Source organism: Thermus tengchongensis, assembly GCF_021462405.1.
Classification (GTDB): domain Bacteria; phylum Deinococcota; class Deinococci; order Deinococcales; family Thermaceae; genus Thermus; species Thermus tengchongensis.
This window is the reverse complement of sequence record NZ_JAKEDU010000010.1, coordinates 29,002-44,009: the sequence shown is the minus strand read 5'-3', so window position 1 is coordinate 44,009 and position 15,008 is coordinate 29,002. Positions and strand designations below refer to the sequence as shown.

19 protein-coding genes are annotated in these 15,008 nt (G+C 67.9%); 8 read left to right on the top strand and 11 right to left on the bottom strand.

From position 1 onward, the window contains the following. Positions 1 to 2: 2 nt before the first annotated feature. Genes L1087_RS10895 through L1087_RS10855 form a run of 8 tightly spaced genes read right to left on the bottom strand, consistent with a single transcriptional unit; the run spans position 3 to position 5,159 of the window. Positions 3 to 599 carry a MazG family protein gene (locus tag L1087_RS10895; protein ID WP_038040858.1) on the bottom strand — a complete coding sequence of 199 codons (597 nt, stop codon included), beginning with the start codon at positions 597 to 599 and terminating at the stop codon, positions 3 to 5. Further along, positions 574 to 1,017 (bottom strand): hypothetical protein, encoded by a 444-nt coding sequence (locus tag L1087_RS10890; protein WP_135260152.1) that lies wholly within the window; start codon positions 1,015 to 1,017, stop codon positions 574 to 576. The genes L1087_RS10895 and L1087_RS10890 overlap by 26 nt, the downstream gene beginning before the upstream one ends. Beyond that, positions 1,017 to 1,355 carry a YbjQ family protein gene (locus tag L1087_RS10885; RefSeq protein ID WP_234558923.1) on the bottom strand — a complete coding sequence of 113 codons (339 nt, stop codon included), beginning with the start codon at positions 1,353 to 1,355 and terminating at the stop codon, positions 1,017 to 1,019. The genes L1087_RS10890 and L1087_RS10885 overlap by 1 nt, the downstream gene beginning before the upstream one ends. Positions 1,356 to 1,365: 10 nt before the next feature. After that, positions 1,366 to 2,115, bottom strand: coding sequence for a hypothetical protein (locus tag L1087_RS10880; RefSeq protein WP_234558922.1), 750 nt, complete (start codon positions 2,113 to 2,115; stop codon positions 1,366 to 1,368). After that, on the bottom strand, positions 2,112 to 2,627 hold the full coding sequence (locus tag L1087_RS10875) for a nitrous oxide reductase accessory protein NosL (protein ID WP_267964877.1): 516 nt from the start codon (positions 2,625 to 2,627) through the stop codon (positions 2,112 to 2,114). Before L1087_RS10875 ends, L1087_RS10880 begins: the two co-directional genes overlap by 4 nt. Positions 2,628 to 2,630: 3 nt before the next feature. Then, on the bottom strand, positions 2,631 to 3,332 hold the full coding sequence (locus tag L1087_RS10865; protein ID WP_234558921.1) for a nitrous oxide reductase accessory protein NosL: 702 nt from the start codon (positions 3,330 to 3,332) through the stop codon (positions 2,631 to 2,633). Further along, positions 3,316 to 3,993, bottom strand: coding sequence for an ABC transporter ATP-binding protein (locus L1087_RS10860; protein WP_234558920.1), 678 nt, complete (start codon positions 3,991 to 3,993; stop codon positions 3,316 to 3,318). Before L1087_RS10860 ends, L1087_RS10865 begins: the two co-directional genes overlap by 17 nt. Continuing rightward, positions 3,972 to 5,159, bottom strand: a complete 1,188-nt coding sequence (locus tag L1087_RS10855; RefSeq protein ID WP_267964876.1) for a NosD domain-containing protein — start codon at positions 5,157 to 5,159, stop codon at positions 3,972 to 3,974. Before L1087_RS10855 ends, L1087_RS10860 begins: the two co-directional genes overlap by 22 nt. Before the next feature lie 100 nt (positions 5,160 to 5,259). Here L1087_RS10855 and L1087_RS10845 point away from each other — a divergent pair, with 100 nt between their 5' ends. Then, on the top strand, positions 5,260 to 5,673 hold the full coding sequence (locus L1087_RS10845; RefSeq protein ID WP_038040874.1) for a copper chaperone PCu(A)C: 414 nt from the start codon (positions 5,260 to 5,262) through the stop codon (positions 5,671 to 5,673). Then, a complete protein-coding gene (locus tag L1087_RS10840) occupies positions 5,670 to 6,260 on the top strand; it encodes an SCO family protein (RefSeq protein WP_135260144.1) in 591 nt (196 codons plus the stop codon). The genes L1087_RS10845 and L1087_RS10840 overlap by 4 nt, the downstream gene beginning before the upstream one ends. 27 nt (positions 6,261 to 6,287) lie before the next feature. On the opposite strand, the gene L1087_RS10835 is transcribed toward L1087_RS10840, so the two are convergent. Beyond that, the gene (locus L1087_RS10835; protein ID WP_234558919.1) at positions 6,288 to 7,085 is read right to left on the bottom strand and encodes a ZIP family metal transporter; all 798 of its coding nucleotides are present in this window, start codon (positions 7,083 to 7,085) and stop codon (positions 6,288 to 6,290) included. Between the two features lie 65 nt (positions 7,086 to 7,150). Between L1087_RS10835 and prfA the strand changes: the two genes are divergently transcribed. Both prfA and L1087_RS10825 read left to right on the top strand, forming a co-directional pair. Continuing rightward, positions 7,151 to 8,215 carry a peptide chain release factor 1 gene (gene prfA, locus L1087_RS10830; protein ID WP_038040880.1) on the top strand — a complete coding sequence of 355 codons (1,065 nt, stop codon included), beginning with the start codon at positions 7,151 to 7,153 and terminating at the stop codon, positions 8,213 to 8,215. Further along, complete coding sequence (locus L1087_RS10825; RefSeq protein WP_038040882.1) at positions 8,215 to 8,682, top strand: NUDIX hydrolase; 468 nt, start codon at positions 8,215 to 8,217, stop codon at positions 8,680 to 8,682. The genes prfA and L1087_RS10825 overlap by 1 nt, the downstream gene beginning before the upstream one ends. Positions 8,683 to 8,770: 88 nt before the next feature. Here L1087_RS10825 and L1087_RS10820 read toward each other — a convergent pair whose 3' ends face one another. Continuing rightward, a complete protein-coding gene (locus tag L1087_RS10820) occupies positions 8,771 to 9,460 on the bottom strand; it encodes a hypothetical protein (RefSeq protein ID WP_135260141.1) in 690 nt (229 codons plus the stop codon). A 95-nt stretch (positions 9,461 to 9,555) separates the two neighbouring features. On the opposite strand from L1087_RS10820, the gene L1087_RS10815 reads away from it, so the two are divergent. Further along, entirely contained in the window at positions 9,556 to 10,605 is a 1,050-nt protein-coding gene (locus L1087_RS10815) for an NADH:flavin oxidoreductase/NADH oxidase (RefSeq protein ID WP_234558908.1), read from the top strand. Between the two features lie 20 nt (positions 10,606 to 10,625). After that, complete coding sequence (locus tag L1087_RS10810) at positions 10,626 to 11,585, top strand: quinone oxidoreductase family protein (RefSeq protein ID WP_234558907.1); 960 nt, start codon at positions 10,626 to 10,628, stop codon at positions 11,583 to 11,585. Here L1087_RS10810 and L1087_RS10805 read toward each other — a convergent pair. Beyond that, on the bottom strand, positions 11,574 to 12,482 hold the full coding sequence (locus L1087_RS10805; RefSeq protein WP_234558906.1) for a carbohydrate kinase family protein: 909 nt from the start codon (positions 12,480 to 12,482) through the stop codon (positions 11,574 to 11,576). The two genes, L1087_RS10810 and L1087_RS10805, sit on opposite strands and share 12 nt — an antisense overlap. 133 nt (positions 12,483 to 12,615) lie before the next feature. On the opposite strand from L1087_RS10805, the gene L1087_RS10800 reads away from it, so the two are divergent. Together L1087_RS10800 and L1087_RS10795 are read left to right on the top strand one after the other, a co-directional pair. Then, positions 12,616 to 14,439 (top strand): aldehyde ferredoxin oxidoreductase family protein, encoded by a 1,824-nt coding sequence (locus L1087_RS10800; protein ID WP_234558905.1) that lies wholly within the window; start codon positions 12,616 to 12,618, stop codon positions 14,437 to 14,439. 56 nt (positions 14,440 to 14,495) lie between these two features. After that, positions 14,496 to 15,005 carry a ubiquitin-like small modifier protein 1 gene (locus L1087_RS10795; protein WP_135343383.1) on the top strand — a complete coding sequence of 170 codons (510 nt, stop codon included), beginning with the start codon at positions 14,496 to 14,498 and terminating at the stop codon, positions 15,003 to 15,005. Positions 15,006 to 15,008 lie beyond the last annotated feature (3 nt).

The following is a 15,008-nucleotide window of genomic DNA, read 5'->3' as shown; positions in this document are numbered from 1 at the left end:
GTCTAGCCCTCCCGGCAGGCTCTGAGGGAGCGCCGCCTTAAGGCGCTCTCGGGGTCCAGGCCCCGCTCGGCGAAAAGCCCCACCAGGTTCCAAAGCGCCTCCTCCAGGTCCCCCCGCTCCAGCGCGGCCCTCAGGCCCGCCTCGCTTCCCCTCTCCACCCCCCGCTTCTGCAGCTCGTAGGCCCGGAGGAGGGTGGGCAGGTGTTTGGGCAAGCCGCAGGGCTTTTCCTCCTTCCCCTCCTCCGCCTTCAGCACCTCCCAGCGGGCCTTGACCTCCTCGGGGGTGTCGGCCCTGGCGTCCCCGAAGACGTGGGGGTGGCGGCGGATGAGCTTCTCCACGATGCGGCGCTCCACGTCCCCGTAGGTGAAGCGTCCCTCCTCCTCGGCGATGACGCTGTGGAAGGCCACCTGCAGGAGGACGTCCCCCAGCTCCTCCGCCATCGCCTCGGCATCCCCGGCCAGAAGGGCATCCGCTGCCTCGCTGGCCTCCTCCAGCAGGTAAGGGACCAGGCTCTCATGGGTCTGGGCCCGGTCCCAAGGGCAGCCCCCGGGGCCCCGTAGGCGGCGCATCACCTCAAGCAGCCGTTCCATGCCCCCCATTCTCCCGCAGGAGGGCCCCCCCTGCTAGGGAGAGGCCCACCAGGAGGAGGGAAAGGAGGTCCAGGGGGGCGCGCTCCAGCACCCATCCCCCAGGCCCAGGCGCAGGAAGGCCGGTGAGGCGGGTGAGGAGGAAGAGGAGGGCGAGCACCCCCACCAGGTACCGCCCCACCCGGAGCCACCCCGGGCCCAGGCGGACCTCCAGGAGGGGCAGAAGGAGCAGGCTCAGGCCGTAGCCCAGCTGCAGGGCCAGGAGGAGCATGAAGAGAAGGCCGTACCAGAAGCCGGGGGTCTGCAGGGCCAAAGCGGGGTCCCGCACCCGGAAGACCTCCCCGCAAAGCCCCCCGCCCAAGGGGGTATCCCCCAGGCCCAAAAGCTGGAGGAAGAAGGGGAGGACCAGAAAAAGGGCCGCAAGCCGCACTAGGGGCGCTCCCTGGAAGGCTCTAGGCGGACGGCGGTCCCGTAGGCCAGGATTTCCGCCGCCCCCGCCATGACGCTGGCCGTGGCGTACCGCACCCCCAAGACCGCATCGGCGCCAAGCTGCCTGGCCGCTTCCACCATGCGCTGTTCCGCCTGCTCCCGAGCCTCTTGCAGCATCTCCGTGTACTCGGGGATCTCCCCTCCCACCAGGGTTCTAAGCCCCGCCAAGAGGTCCTTGCCCAAGTGTTTGGCCCGGACCGTGCTCCCCTTGACCACCCCCAGGACCTGAGCCACCCGGTGGCCCGGCACCGCGTCCAAGGTGGTGAGCAAGACCTTCATACGCCCCATGCTACCGGTCCCGGCGGGCGAAGACCAGGGCGCCGAGAAGCGTCAAGGCCAGGCCAAGGAGGAAGAGGTGGGCGAACCCCAGAAAGGGCCCCACCTCCCCCAGCCTCTCCGCCACCAGGTAGCCCACGGGCCCGGTGAGGACGGGGGCCTTCAGGCCTGCAAGGAGCCCCACCCGCTGGACCTCCTGGGGGTTCAGGAGGAGGGCCAGGGCGAGGAAGCCCTCCAAGGGGTAGTCCTTGAGGCGCACCGCCAGGGCCACCACCAGGGGTCCGTAGAGGACGTTCAGGAGGCCGAAGAGGGCGAAGCCCAGGCCCAAGGCCCGCCTTTCCTCCAGGAGAAGGGCGGAAAGGAGGGCGGCCAGCCCCACCCAGAAGGCCAGCACCCCCGCCCCCGAGAGGAGGAGCCAGAGAAGGGCTTCTCCAGTAAGCCCCAAGACCCCCGCCCCCAGAAGGAGGCCCAGGGCCAGGGGCAGGCCGAGGCCCAGGAAGACCCCCAAGGCCCCCAGGAAGAACCCCCGGAAGGGGCGGAGGGGCAGGCCCAGGAGGAAGGCCCACTCCTCCCTCGAGGCCAAAAGGGGCACCCCCAGGCCCAGGACCAGGGGGGGTAGGAGGAGGAGAAGCCCCGAGTAAAGCCCCACTAGCCCCACCCCCTCCCCCCGGCCCAGGAAGCCCAGGGCCAAGAGGGGGGGCAGGGCCAGAAGCCCCAAAGTCCAAGGGTTGCGCCAGGTCTCCTTCAGGAAGAGGGCGGTCATGGGGCCTTGGGGGGCGGCGGGAAGAAGTCGGCAGGCACCCAGGTGCGCTTCTCCCCTTCCTTGAGGGCCTCCGCCCAGGTGAGCACCCGCCCCCCGGCCCGCTCGGGCCGTTCCTTGAGGTGGCGCTCCAGGGCCTCCCGGCTCCTGAAGGCCAAAAGCCCCGAGCCCATGGGGGTGCGGATCCGGGGGTTGTGGTAGAGGAGGGCCTTCTCCGCCGCCACCCACTTGGGTGCGGTGCGGGAGCTTTCGGCGAAGTCCGCCAGGTAGACCTCCTTGGCGGTAAGGGAAGGCCCTCCCCAGCCGTTCAGCTGGTCCAGGAGGCAGGCGGGGTCGTCGTAGAAGAAGGCCTTCCCCTGGGGGTTCACCGCCTGGGCCGCATGGCGGGCGTCCAGGATGGTCATGAAGCAGTAGGGGCAGGCGTCCACCCCCACCCTAAGGGCCCGGGGGGCAGCCAGGGCCCGCCCCAGGAGGGCCACCCCTAGGGCCCCGATCAGGAGCTCACGCCGCCGCATGGCCTAGTGCCCGTGGTGCCCGTGCCCTTCCTCCAAGAGCCCCGCGTGCCGGGCCAGAAGGGCCACCAGGTTCATCTCCGGCAAGGGGGCCAGGTCCCAGAGGGTCTGGAAGTCCAGGAACCGCTGGCGGCCGTGGGCTTCCCGGTGCCGCTCCGCGAAGGCGCGGGCCTGGGCGGGGTCGGCGAAGGCCACCAGCCGGGCGTTCATCACCACCATCATCCTCTCCCCCCAGTAATAGGTGGCCTGACGGGCGGGGATGAGGCGCACGCTCTCCTGGGGGCGGGCAGGGTCGTAGGCCCCCCGGTCGGTGACGTAGAAGGTGGCCCCTTCCCCGTCCCTAATCCCGTGCACCCAGGCGTAGTTCACCATGCAGGCGATGCTCTCAAAGTGCAGGGCTTCCACCACCTGCTTGGGGTCGTGGGGGGCGGGCCTGGGCTTCTCAAAGGCGATCTGGGAATAGGTTTGCTCGAAGAAGCCCTTGGGGAAGGTGCGCCCCCGCCACTGCCCCTCCGGGGTCTTGATGGGCATGTCGCAGAAGGCGCACTGGCCGTCCTCCCAAGGGATGGGCTTGGCGGGGATCACCGCGCCCGGGGAGGCGGTGGGAGCCGCCCCGCCCATCGTCCCGTGTCCCCCGTGCTGGGCCAGCACCGGGGCCGCCACCACCAGACCGCCCAAAACCTTCAGCACCTCACGCCGGTTCCTCATAGAGCACCTCCATTAGCCAGGGAACGCGCTCGTCCCTTAGGCCCAAAACCGCTTCGGGGGGGCCCTCTTCCAGGACCTCACCCCCCTTCAGGAGCACCAGGCGGTCCGCCCGCCGGGCCTCCTCCACGTGGTGCAGGGCCAGGAGGACCACCCCCTCCCGCTTGGCCCCCACCCAGGCCCAGAAGCGCTCCCGCCCCTTGGGGTCCAAGGCGGCGGTGGGCTCGTCCAGGAGCCAGATGGGGGGGTCCCCCATGAGGGCTACGGCCAGGGCCAAGCGCTGGCGCTGCCCTCCGGAAAGGACGGCCACAGGCCGGTGCAGAAAACTTTCCAGGCCCATGCGCCCCACCGCCTCCTCCAGGGCCCCTTTCCCCAGGCCCTTTACCCGTCTGGCTCCCTCCAGGACCTCGAGGGCCTTCAGGTGGGGAAAAAGCCTCGGGCTTTGCGGGAGGTAAGCCCGAAGGGGCAAGGCCTTGGGGTCCCGGGGGGCGTGGCCCAGGAGGCGGGCCTCCCCGCCGTCGGGCCTTAGGCGTCCGGCGAGGAGGGCCAAAAGGGTGCTCTTCCCCGCCCCGTTGGGGCCCAAAAGGCCCACCACGCCCCTCTCCACCCGGAGGCTCACCCCTAGGAGCCGCCCCCGCTTCCTCAGGCCCTCCACCGCCACCATAGGACACCTCCCAAAAGACCTAGGACCAGCCACCCCCCATGGGGCCGGGTTTCCCTGGCCAAGGGCTCCGCCTTGGGATCGGCCAGGGCCACCAGCCTTAGCCCCGGCACCTGGGCCTCCGCCGCCTCCCAGAGGAGCACCCCTGGGGAGAGGGCGAAGAGGGAAAGCTCCGGCTGGCGGGCCAGGAGAAGGGCGAAGGAGCCCGTGGGCAGGTGGGGCACGGGCAGGCCGCTGGCCCGGTCGTAGCGGTTGCCCACCACCTTGGCCTTGGCCTCGGGGTCGTCCACCAGGAGGTCGTAGAGGTTTCCCTGAAACGCGTTCCCCTCCACCCGGGCGGAGTTCCCGCCCCGCTCCCGGGTGATGCGCAGGGCGGTGCCGTTTTCCTGAAAGCGGTTCCCCTTGACCTCCACCCCTTGGGCATCCATGAGGACCAGACCCAGGGTGTTCTCCTGAAAGCGGTTGGCCTCCACCCGGGTCCCCCGCTCGTCTTGGACCAGGAGCCCGTAGCCCACCGGGCTCCCCTGTCCAGCCAGCAGGTTCCCCCGCACACGGTTGGCCACCCCGTGCATCACCGCGTTGCCGATGCCGTTACGGAGGCTTTGGTTTCCCTCCACCCGCACCCCCCAGGAGAACATCACGTGGAAGCCGTAGCGCCCGTTCTCCTCCAAGAGGTTGTCCCGGATGACCATGTCCGGGCTGTACTCCACGTAGACCGCGTCCATGTAGCCAAGGAGGTGGCTCCCCTCCATCCGCACCCCCGGGCTCCCGTAGACCAGAACCCCCGGGGACTCCCCCAGGCCTTTGGCCCTCAGGCCCCGCACCACCGCCCTTGGGGAGTCCTCCATCCGCACCGCGGTGGGAGCACCCTCCACCCTTATCCCCTCGAGGAGACACCCCCGGCAACCCCGGAGGTAGATGGCCGCATCCGGCTCAAAGAAGTCGTCCCCTGGCCCCGCCCCCACCACCGTCAGCCCCCTCACCCGTATGCCCGGGGCCAGGAGGCTCAGGGTGTGCCCCTTATCCCCCCGCAGGACCGCTCCCCTCCCCTCCAGCAAAAGGCCGGGGGTAGCCAGGACCAAGGGTCCCTCCACCTCCCCTCTTAGCTGGAGGACCGGTGCGGCGAGGACCATGCCCAGGAAAAAAGGCCACCATCCCAAATGGTGCATCACCCTAAGGGTAGGCCCCGGGGACGGGACATTCGTACTCCCAGGAAGCGCTTGAACTGCGGAGTACATTTGTCCCCTTCCCGATTGGTAAGGTGGATGTGTGAGATGGCTCCTGATCCTCCTGGGAGGCCTGGCCCTGGCCCAGGCGGTGGCCATCCCTGGCTGGGTCCGCCTGGTGCCCCCGGTGGTGAAGGACACCGCCGCCTACCTGACCCTGGAAAACCGGGGGAAGACCCCCTTGCGCCTGGTGGGGGCGGAAACGGACGTGGCCGAGCGGGTTTCCTTCCACCAGGACCACCGGGAGCACCGGGGAGGCCACGTGGTCCTAGGCATGCGCCCCCTGCCCTACCTGGACATCCCCCCAGGAGGCCGGGTGGAGTTCCGCCCCGGTAAGTACCACCTCATGCTGGAAGGGCTCAAACGCCCCTTAAAAGCGGGGGAGAAGGTGACCCTGGTGCTTAAATTCCAAGACGGTAGCAGGCTCAAGGTAATCCTACCGGTGGAGATGCGATGAAAGGGAAACTCCTCTTGCCCGTCCTCCTGGTCCTCGGCCTGGTGGGGGTGGCCTACCTTCTCCTGCCCAAGGGCTCCCACAGCTTCTACGGCACCCGGCTTCTGAATCCCAAGCCCGTGGACTTTGCCCTCGAGGGGCCCCAGGGCCCGGTACAGCTTTCCCAGCATAAGGACAAGTTGGTCCTCATCTTCTTTGGCTACGTCCACTGCCCCGATGTCTGCCCCACCACCATGCTGGCTTTAAAACGGGCCTACGAGAAGCTCTCCCCCCAGGAACAGGAAAGGGTACAGGTGATCTTCATCAGCGTGGACCCCGAGCGGGATACCCCACAGATCTCCGACCAGTACGCCAAGGGCTTCCACCCCAGCTTCCTGGGCCTCACGGGAAGCCCGGAAACCATCCAGGAGGTGGCCCGGACCTTCGGGGTCTACTACCAGAAGACCCAGTACCGGGGCCCGGGGGAGTACCTGGTGGACCACACCGCCACCACCTTCGTGGTGAAAGAGGGAAAGCTGATCCTCCTCTTTAGCCCGGACAAGGTGGAGGAAACGGAGAAAGTCGTGGGGGACCTCCGGGCCTTGTTGTAACAGGGATTCCCAAGCCCAAGAAAGGAATCAACCCAGGGCCACGTCCAAGGCCATCATGAGGGCAAAGCCCGTCATCACCCCGAAGGTGGAGATATCCCCGTTGCCCTCCGCCTGGCTTTCCGGAATGACCTCCTCCACGATCACGAAAACCATGGCCCCTGCCGCCAAGGCCATGAGGTAGGGCAACAGGTAGAACATCTGCGTGACCAGAAGGGCTCCCAGCAGAGCCCCAATGGGCTCCACGATGGCGGAAAGCTGCCCGTAAAACCAGGCCTTTCCCGCCCCGATGCCCGCCCGCCTCAGGGGCCAGGCCACCGCCAAACCCTCGGGCAGGTTTTGCAAACCGATGCCCACCGCCAGGGCGATGGCCCCGCCCAGGGTGGCCGCCCCTGTGGGGTCAAGCCCCGCGGCTCCAAAGGCCACCCCCACCGCCAGGCCCTCGGGGAAGTTATGGAGGGTGATGGCCAGGATCAGCAAGGTGGTGCGCCGCCATAGGGTACGAACCCCCTCCTCCTGCGCCCCTGGCCCTAGGTGAACATGGGGGAGAAACCGGTCCATCAGGCGCAAAAGGGCTCCGCCCAGGAGAAAGCCCACCACGGCGGGCACCCAGGGCACCATGCCCTGAGCCTCGGCCATTTCCATCCCCGGAAGGAGAAGGGAGAAGACGCTGGCCGCCAGCATCACGCCAGCGGCAAAGCCCAACATCCCATCCAGGAGCTTCCGGCTGGGCTCTTGCGCCAGGAACACGCTGGCCGCCCCCACCGCGGTAAGCCCCCAGGTGAAGAGGCCTCCCAAGAGAGCATAGAGGAAAACCGGGGTTTCCATGCCCCTCAGTTTAGGCATACCTAAACCCGAAGGCAAGCCCGGGTTGGAGTATCCTGAGGTAAGGTATGCTGGATAAGCTTGGGCGCCTAGAAGAGGAATACCGGGAGCTGGAAACGCTCCTTGCCGACCCCGAGGTTCTGAAGGACCAGAAGCGCTACCAGGCCCTCTCCCGGCGTTATGCAGAGATGGGGGAGGTGATCGCCCTCATCCGGGAGTACCGGAAGGTCCTCGAGGACCTGGAAGGCGTGGAAGGCCTCCTGGAAGACCCCGAGCTAAAGGAAGTGGCCAGAGCAGAAAAGGAAGCCCTCCTTTCCCGGAAGGCGGAGCTGGAAAAGGCCTTGGAACGCCACCTCCTGCCCAAGGACCCCATGGACGAGAGGGACGCCATCGTGGAAATCCGCGCCGGCACCGGGGGGGAGGAGGCCGCCCTCTTCGCCCGGGACCTTTTGGAGATGTACCTGCGCTTCGCCGAGGAGATGGGGTTTGAAACCGAGATCCTGGACTCCCACCCCACGGACCTGGGGGGCTTCTCCAAGGTGGTTTTCGAGGTGCGGGGGCCCGGAGCCTACGGTACCTTCAAGTACGAAAGCGGGGTCCACCGGGTGCAACGGGTCCCGGCCACGGAAACCCAGGGGCGGATCCACACCTCCACGGCCACGGTGGCGGTTTTGCCCAAAGCGGAGGAGGCGGATTTCCAGCTCAACATGGACGAGATCCGCATCGACGTGATGCGGGCCTCGGGGCCAGGGGGCCAGGGGGTGAACACCACGGACAGCGCCGTGCGGGTGGTGCACCTGCCCACGGGCATCATGGTCACCTGCCAGGACTCTAGGAGCCAGATCAAGAACCGGGAGAAGGCCCTCATGATCCTGAGAAGCCGCCTCCTGGAGATGAAGCGAGCGGAGGAGGCGGAGAAGCTCCGAAAGACCCGCCTGGCCCAGATCGGCACCGGGGAGCGCTCGGAGAAGATCCGCACCTACAACTTCCCCCAGTCCCGGGTCACGGACCACCGCATCGGCTTCACCACCCACGACCTCGAGGGCGTCCTCTCGGGGCACCTCCAGCCCCTTCTCGAGGCCCTCAAGCGGGCCGACCAGGAGCGCCAGCTGGAGGCCATGATGGAAGCGTGATGCGCCGCGAGATCCTGGTGGTGGCGGCCATCCTGTTGGACCGCCAGGGGCGGGTCCTCCTGGTGGGGAACGACTGGGGCCGGCGGGGCCAGGTGCGCTACACCCTCCCCGGGGGCACGGTGGAGCCGGGGGAAACCGTGCTGGAGGCCCTGGTGCGGGAGGTCCGGGAGGAAACGGGCCTCCGGGTGAAGGCCATTGAGCACCTGGCCTACGCCATCCAGGTGGAGGACCGCCGCAGGAACGAGCGTACCCTGGCCATGGCCTTCAGGGCCAGTTACGAGGGGCTTTTGAACCCCCGGGACCCCGACGGGCACATCGTGGAAGCCCGCTTCTTCTCCCCAGAGGAGGTGGTAGCCAAGCTTTCCGGCCACCGCCCCCTCCTGGAACCCCTGCTGGACTACCTTGGGGGGGAACGGGGCAGGTTTTACGCCTACACCGGCTGGAGCCAGCCGGGAACACGGGTCTAACGCCACCCCATCCCAGCTTCGCCAGAGTAGGAGCCCCGGTGAATCCCTCGCCTAGGCCATCTGGGCCACGATGGAGCGGGAACCAGGATTAAGGGCCCAGTTTCCGCTTCAGGTAGGCGGTGAGCTCCTCTATGGCCCTCCTCAAAGCCCGCTGCTCCTCCGCCAGGGCCTCGAGGGGGTCCTTGGTTCCCTCCGCCGCGGAAAGGGTCTTGAAGAGGAGGGTGGGGTTGCCGCACCGCGGGCAAACCAGGCCACCTGGGCGGACTGAGGGGGCGTAAAAGACCCGGGTGTGGCACCGGGGGCATAGGAGGTACTTAACCCCCGAGGCCTCCCCCTTGCGCACCGCCTCCTCCAGCTCCAGGGCCTCCTCCTGGGGGAAGCCCAAGAAGAAATCCTCCCCCACTTGAACGGAGGCAGGGTCCTCCCGGGTGGGTTTCAGCTCCCCCTGTCCCCCCTCGGGGGTTTCCCAGGTAAACCCGTTCCAGCGGAAGTGGCGAAGGTGTTTTCTCCCCTCCAGATCCTCAATCTCCACGATGAGCTGAAGGACGGGATCCTTGGGATAGTAGTACAAGCGCACCGCCCGCACCCCGGAAAGGCTCTTGCTGCGGGGCAGGGTGTAGGCCAAAGGACCCTCCCCCTTGGCAGGGTAGCCCACCAAGCGCTCCAAGTCATAGAGGGTAAGGCCGGGGCGTTCCATATCCCCGAAGAGGAGGCTTTCCACGTAGCGGAAGGCAGCCGCCAGATCGGAGCCTTGCCCCTGACCGAAGCCGGGGTTCATAAGAGCAGTCTATCCCAAAAAAGAGCGCGGGAGAACCCGGCCCCCAGGGAACTGGTTCCTTACACTTTCCCCCAAGAGCCCTCCATAATGGGGTCATGGGGTTGCTCTTCACCCCCCTGGAACTCGGCGGCCTCCAGCTGAAAAACCGTCTGGCCATGTCCCCCATGTGCCAGTACTCCGCCACCCTGGAGGGAGAGGTAACCGACTGGCACCTCCTCCACTACCCCACGCGGGCCCTCGGGGGTGTGGGGCTCATCCTGGTGGAGGCCACCGCCGTGGAACCTTTGGGCCGCATCAGCCCCTATGACCTCGGCATCTGGTCGGAGGATCACTTGCCGGGCCTGAGGGAGCTCGCCCGGAGGATCCGGGAAGCAGGAGCGGTGCCGGGGATCCAGCTGGCCCACGCCGGGCGCAAGGCGGGGACCGCCAGGCCCTGGGAAGGGGGGAAGCCCCTGGGCTGGCGGGTGGTGGGGCCAAGCCCCATTCCCTTTGACGCGGGCTACCCGGTACCCGAACCCCTGGACGAGGCCGGGATGGAGCGCATCCTCCAGGCCTTCGTGGAAGGAGCTAGACGAGCCCTTAGGGCAGGTTTTCAGGTGATCGAGCTCCACATGGCCCATGGCTACCTCCTTTCCTCCTTCCTCTCCCCTCTCTCCAACCAGCGCACCGACGCCTACGGGGGCAGCCTGGAAGGGCGCATGCGCTTTCCCCTTCAGGTGGCCCAGGCTGTGCGGGAGGTGGTCCCCCCCGAGCTTCCCCTCCTGGTGCGGGTCTCGGCCACGGACTGGGCCGAAGGGGGCTGGGGCCTAACGGACACCCTGGCCTTCGCGGAAAGGCTCAAGGCCCTGGGGGTGGACCTTTTGGACTGCTCCAGCGGGGGCGTGGTGCCCGGGGTGAAGGTTCCCGTGGCCCCCGGCTTCCAGGTGCCCTTCGCCGACGCCGTGCGCAAGCGGGTGGGCCTGAGGACGGGAGCGGTGGGCCTCCTCACCACCCCTGAGCAGATGGAAACCCTTTTGCAAGCAGGAAGCGCCGACCTCATCCTCCTGGGCCGGGTGCTCCTCAGGGACCCCTACTTCCCCTTTCGCGCGGCCAAGGCCTTGGGGGCGGTCCCGGAGGTACCCCCCCAGTACCAGAGGGCCTTTTAAGGGGTAGACTGGGGCTTACCATGAAGGCGGTCCGGGTTCACCAGACAGGCGGCCCCGAGGTCTTGCGGCTGGAGGATATCCCCATTCCCGAGCCGGGACCCGGAGAAGTTTTGGTGCGGCTTCTGGCCATCGGGGTCAACTACATCGACACCTACAAGCGGAAGGGCCTCTACCCCATGCCCCTCCCCTTCACCCTAGGAGAAGAGGGAGCCGGGGTAGTGGAAAAGGTGGGGGAGGGCGTGCTGGGCGTGGCCCCAGGGGATAAGGTGGCCTTCGCCAACGTGCAAGGGGCCTACGCCGAGTACCAGGTGGTGCCCGCGGAAAGGCTCGTGCCCGTTCCCGAAGGGTTGGACCCCAAGCTTGCCGCCGCGGTCCTCCTTCAGGGGATGACCGTTCACTACCTCCTCAAGAGCACCTACCCCGTGGCCCCTGGGGACCAGGTGCTGGTGCACGCGGGGGCCGGGGGGGTGGGCCTCCTCCTCATCCAGTGGGCCAAGCGGCTGGGGGCCACCGTCTACGCCACCGCCAGCACCGAGGCCAAGCGGGCCCTGGCCAAGGAGGCAGGGGCCGACTACGCCCTGCCCTACGAGGGCTTCGCCCAGGCGGTGAAGGCCCTCTCCGGAGGGGGGGTGGACGTGGTCTATGACGGGGTGGGGCAGAGCACCTTTGAAGGGAGCCTCGAGGCCTTAAGGCCCAGGGGCTATTTGGTCCTCTTCGGCCAATCCTCGGGGCCGGTGCCCCCCTTGGACCCCCAGGTCCTGAACCGGAAGGGAAGCCTCTTCCTCACCCGCCCCACCCTGCACCATTACACGGCCAGCCGCAAGGAGCTCCTCTTTCGGGCGGGGGAGGTCTTCCAGGCGGTGCGGGAGGGGTGGCTTAGGGTGCGCATCGGGGCCGAGTTCCCCCTGGAGAAGGCCCGGGAAGCCCACGAGGCCCTGGAGGGGCGGAGAACCACGGGGAAGGTCCTCCTAATCCCCTAAATAGCGCTTCTTCCAGGCTCCAAGCCCCCTTTCCGGCAAATAGGCCCCCCGCACGGTGCAGGCCAGGGCGGAGAGGGCGATGGCCCCTCTTAGGGCCTCCTCCAGGTGCTGAAGGGAAAGCTGGGGAAGGTTGGCCTTCCCGTACCCCTTCCCCAGGAGGAGGGCGAGCAGCCCGGCGGTGAAGCTGTCCCCCGCCCCCACGGTGTCCGCCACCGCCACCCTTTCCCCGGGGAGGCGCACCTCCTCCTCCCCGAAGAAGGCCACCGCCCCCTCCGGTCCCAAGGTGAGGACCTTGAGGGGCGGGGGGAGGCGCCTCACCGCTTCCACCGGCCCCTCGGGGAAAAGGAGTTGGGCGTCCTCCAGGGAAAGCTTCAGGAGGTCCACCCGGGCCAGGTAGCCCTCCAGGCGCCGCCGCTCCTCCGGGGAAGGGCGGGCCCGCAGGTTGGGGTCGTAGGAGAGAAGGGCCCCTTCCCCCTCCGCCTCCTGAAGGAGGGCCTCGAGGCCCCCGGCGGTGCGCCCTTCCAGGGCGAAGAGGGAGCCGAAGTGGAAGGCCCAGGCCCCCTTTAGCCCCCCTGGCGCAGGCCGGTAGGCCGCCTGGAAGGGCCGGTGGAAGCTGTAGAGGGCGTTTCCTCCCTCGCCCAGGCGCACCAGGGCCAGGGGCATGGGGCCTGGGTGGCGCTGCAGGAAGGCCTCGAGGCCCCGCCGCCCCATCTCCTCCTCGCTCCATTGGGACAGCCAGTCCTCCCCCACCTCGGAGAAGAAGCGCACGGGGAAGCCCAGACGGCTCAGGGTGGTGGCCGTGTTCAGGGCCGAGCCCCCCAGCACCCCGGAAAAGCCCAAGGGAGCCTCCTTCTCCAGGATCAGGTCCACCAGGACCTCGCCCGCAAGGGCCAGCATGCCCCCATTATCCCCGTCATCCCCCTCACAATCCCCCGGGGGCCACGTGGTATAATCCCCGCGAAACCAGGGCAGACCTGCGAGACCTTCCTGGCGACGGGTGCCCGTCTTCCAAGCCCTAAGGAGGTGGCAGATGCTCGGCGGATATGCCCATAGGCTGGCCCGTATAGACCTTTCCAGCGGCCAGGTGGAGTACTTCGCCCCCGACCCCAAGGACCTGGAGATGTATGTGGGCGGAAGGGGTCTCGGGGTTAAGTACGTGTTTGAAAATGGGCCCAAAGTAGACCCCCTTGGCCCCGACAACCTCCTCTGCATCATGAACGGCCCCCTCTCCGGCACCCGGGCCAAGATGTCGGGCCGCCTGGCCATTGTCACCAAGAGCCCCCTCACGGGCACGGTCACGGATAGCCACATGGGAGGCTGGACCGCGGCCAAGCTGAAGTGGGCGGGGTTCGACGGCCTCCTCATCCGGGGGGCCTCCGATAAACCCGTCTACCTATTGGTCCAGGACGGGCAGGTGTCCATCCACGACGCCTCCGACCTCTGGGGCAAGACCACCCACGAGGTCCACCGCATCCTGCGGGAACGCCACGGGGAGGATGCCGATGTGATGGCCATCGGCCCCGCCGGGGAGAACCTGGTGCGCTTCGCCAACTGGATCAACAACGACGAGCGGGCCGCAGGCCGCGGGGGCACCGGGGCGGTGGCGGGGAGCAAGCGGCTCAAGGCCATCGTGGTGGTGGGCAAGCAGGAGGCCATGCCCCAGCCCAAGGACCCGGAAGCCTGGCGGGAGGCCGACCGCCAGGCCTCGGCCACCATCAACGACCCCAAGAATGTGACCGCCCCCAAGAAGGGAGGGCTTTCCCTCTACGGCACCAACGTGCTCATGAACATCACCAACGTGATGGGGGCCCTGCCCACCTTCAACGCCCAGCACACCTGCATCGATGGGGTGCAGACCATCTCCGGGGAGTACATCCGCGAACACCGCCTCATCAAGGACAACACCTGCCACGCCTGCCCCGTGGCCTGCAAGAAGATGGTGGAGGTCCACATCGACGGCAAGGCCATCCGCTTCGAATCCTACGAGTACGAGTCCGCCTGGGCCTTGGGGGCCCACGCAGGCCACACGGACACCGACTGGACCGGGTACGCCATCTACCTCTGCAACGCCTACGGCATGGACACCATCGAGACGGGCAACGCCATCGCCGTCCTCATGGAGGCCACGGAGAAGGGCTACTACACCGGGGAAGACGGCCTCCGCTTCGGCGACAAGGAGGGGGAGGCCCGCCTCATCGAGGCCATCGCCTATCGCAAGGGGGTGGGGGACGGCCTGGCGGAGGGCCCGGCCCGCTGGGCCAAGAGCATCGGGCACCCGGAGATCGCCCTCGAGGTCAAGGGCCAGTCCATCCCCGCCTACGACCCAAGGGGCCTCAAGGGCATGGGCATCGCCTACGCCACCTCCAACCGCGGGGCCTGCCACCTCCGGGCCTACACCCCCGCCTCGGAGATCCTGGGCGTTCCCTACAAGACCGACCCCTTGGCCTGGGAGGGGAAGGGCAAGCTCACCAAGCTCCTCCAGGACCTCTCTGCCTTCACCGATTCCCTGGACCTCTGCAAGTTCAGCCAGTTCGCCGAGGGCCCCGAGGAGTACGCCAAGCAGCTTGCCGCCTACTGGGGACGGCCCGTGACCCCCGAGGAGATCCTCCGCATCGGGGAGCGCATCTACAACCTGGAGCGCTACTACAACAACCTGGCAGGATGGGCAGAGGGCTCCGACTACCTGCCCGAGCGCTTCCTCAAGGAACCCTCCGACTGCGCAGGCTCCAAGGGCCAGCTCACCGAACTGGACCTGATGCTGGAGGAGTACTATCGGGAGCGGGGCTGGGAGCGGGGCGTGGTGCCTCCCGCCAAGCTTCAGGAACTCGGCATCCTCTCCCAAGCCGCCGACTAAGCCCTTTGGGCAAGGCCCGGCCCCCAAGGGGCCGGGTTTTCCCTTAGACTCCCCTTATGCCCAAGGTCAACCTCTACGCCACCTTCCGCGACCTCACGGGAACGAGCCAGCTCCAGGTGGAGGGCCAGACGGTGGGGGAGGTGCTGGAAAACCTCATCCGCCTCTACCCCCGGATGCGGGAGGAACTCTTTGAGGGAGAAGCGTTGGCCGAGCGGGTTTCCGTCTTCCTGGAAGGGCGGGACGTGCGCTACCTAAACGGGCTTGCCACCCCCCTGGCGGAGGAAGCCACCTTGGACCTCTTCCCCCCGGTGGCGGGCGGAACCTTCGCCCAGCGCTTCGGAGCTTTGCCCGCCTGGCTCTTGGAAAGGTACCTCAGCGAATGGGGCGGGAGAAAGCTAGAGGAAGGAGTCTACGCCCTCCCCGGCGCCCGGGTGCGCTTCGCCGAGGCCGAGCCCCTCAGGGTGGGAAGCCTCGTCGTCCCCCAGCTTCTCGTGCAGGTGGAAGGAGAAAAGGCCCAGGCCTGGTGGGCGCGCATCCTCCTGGCCGCCAGCCGGGGTGGAGGGTAAGCC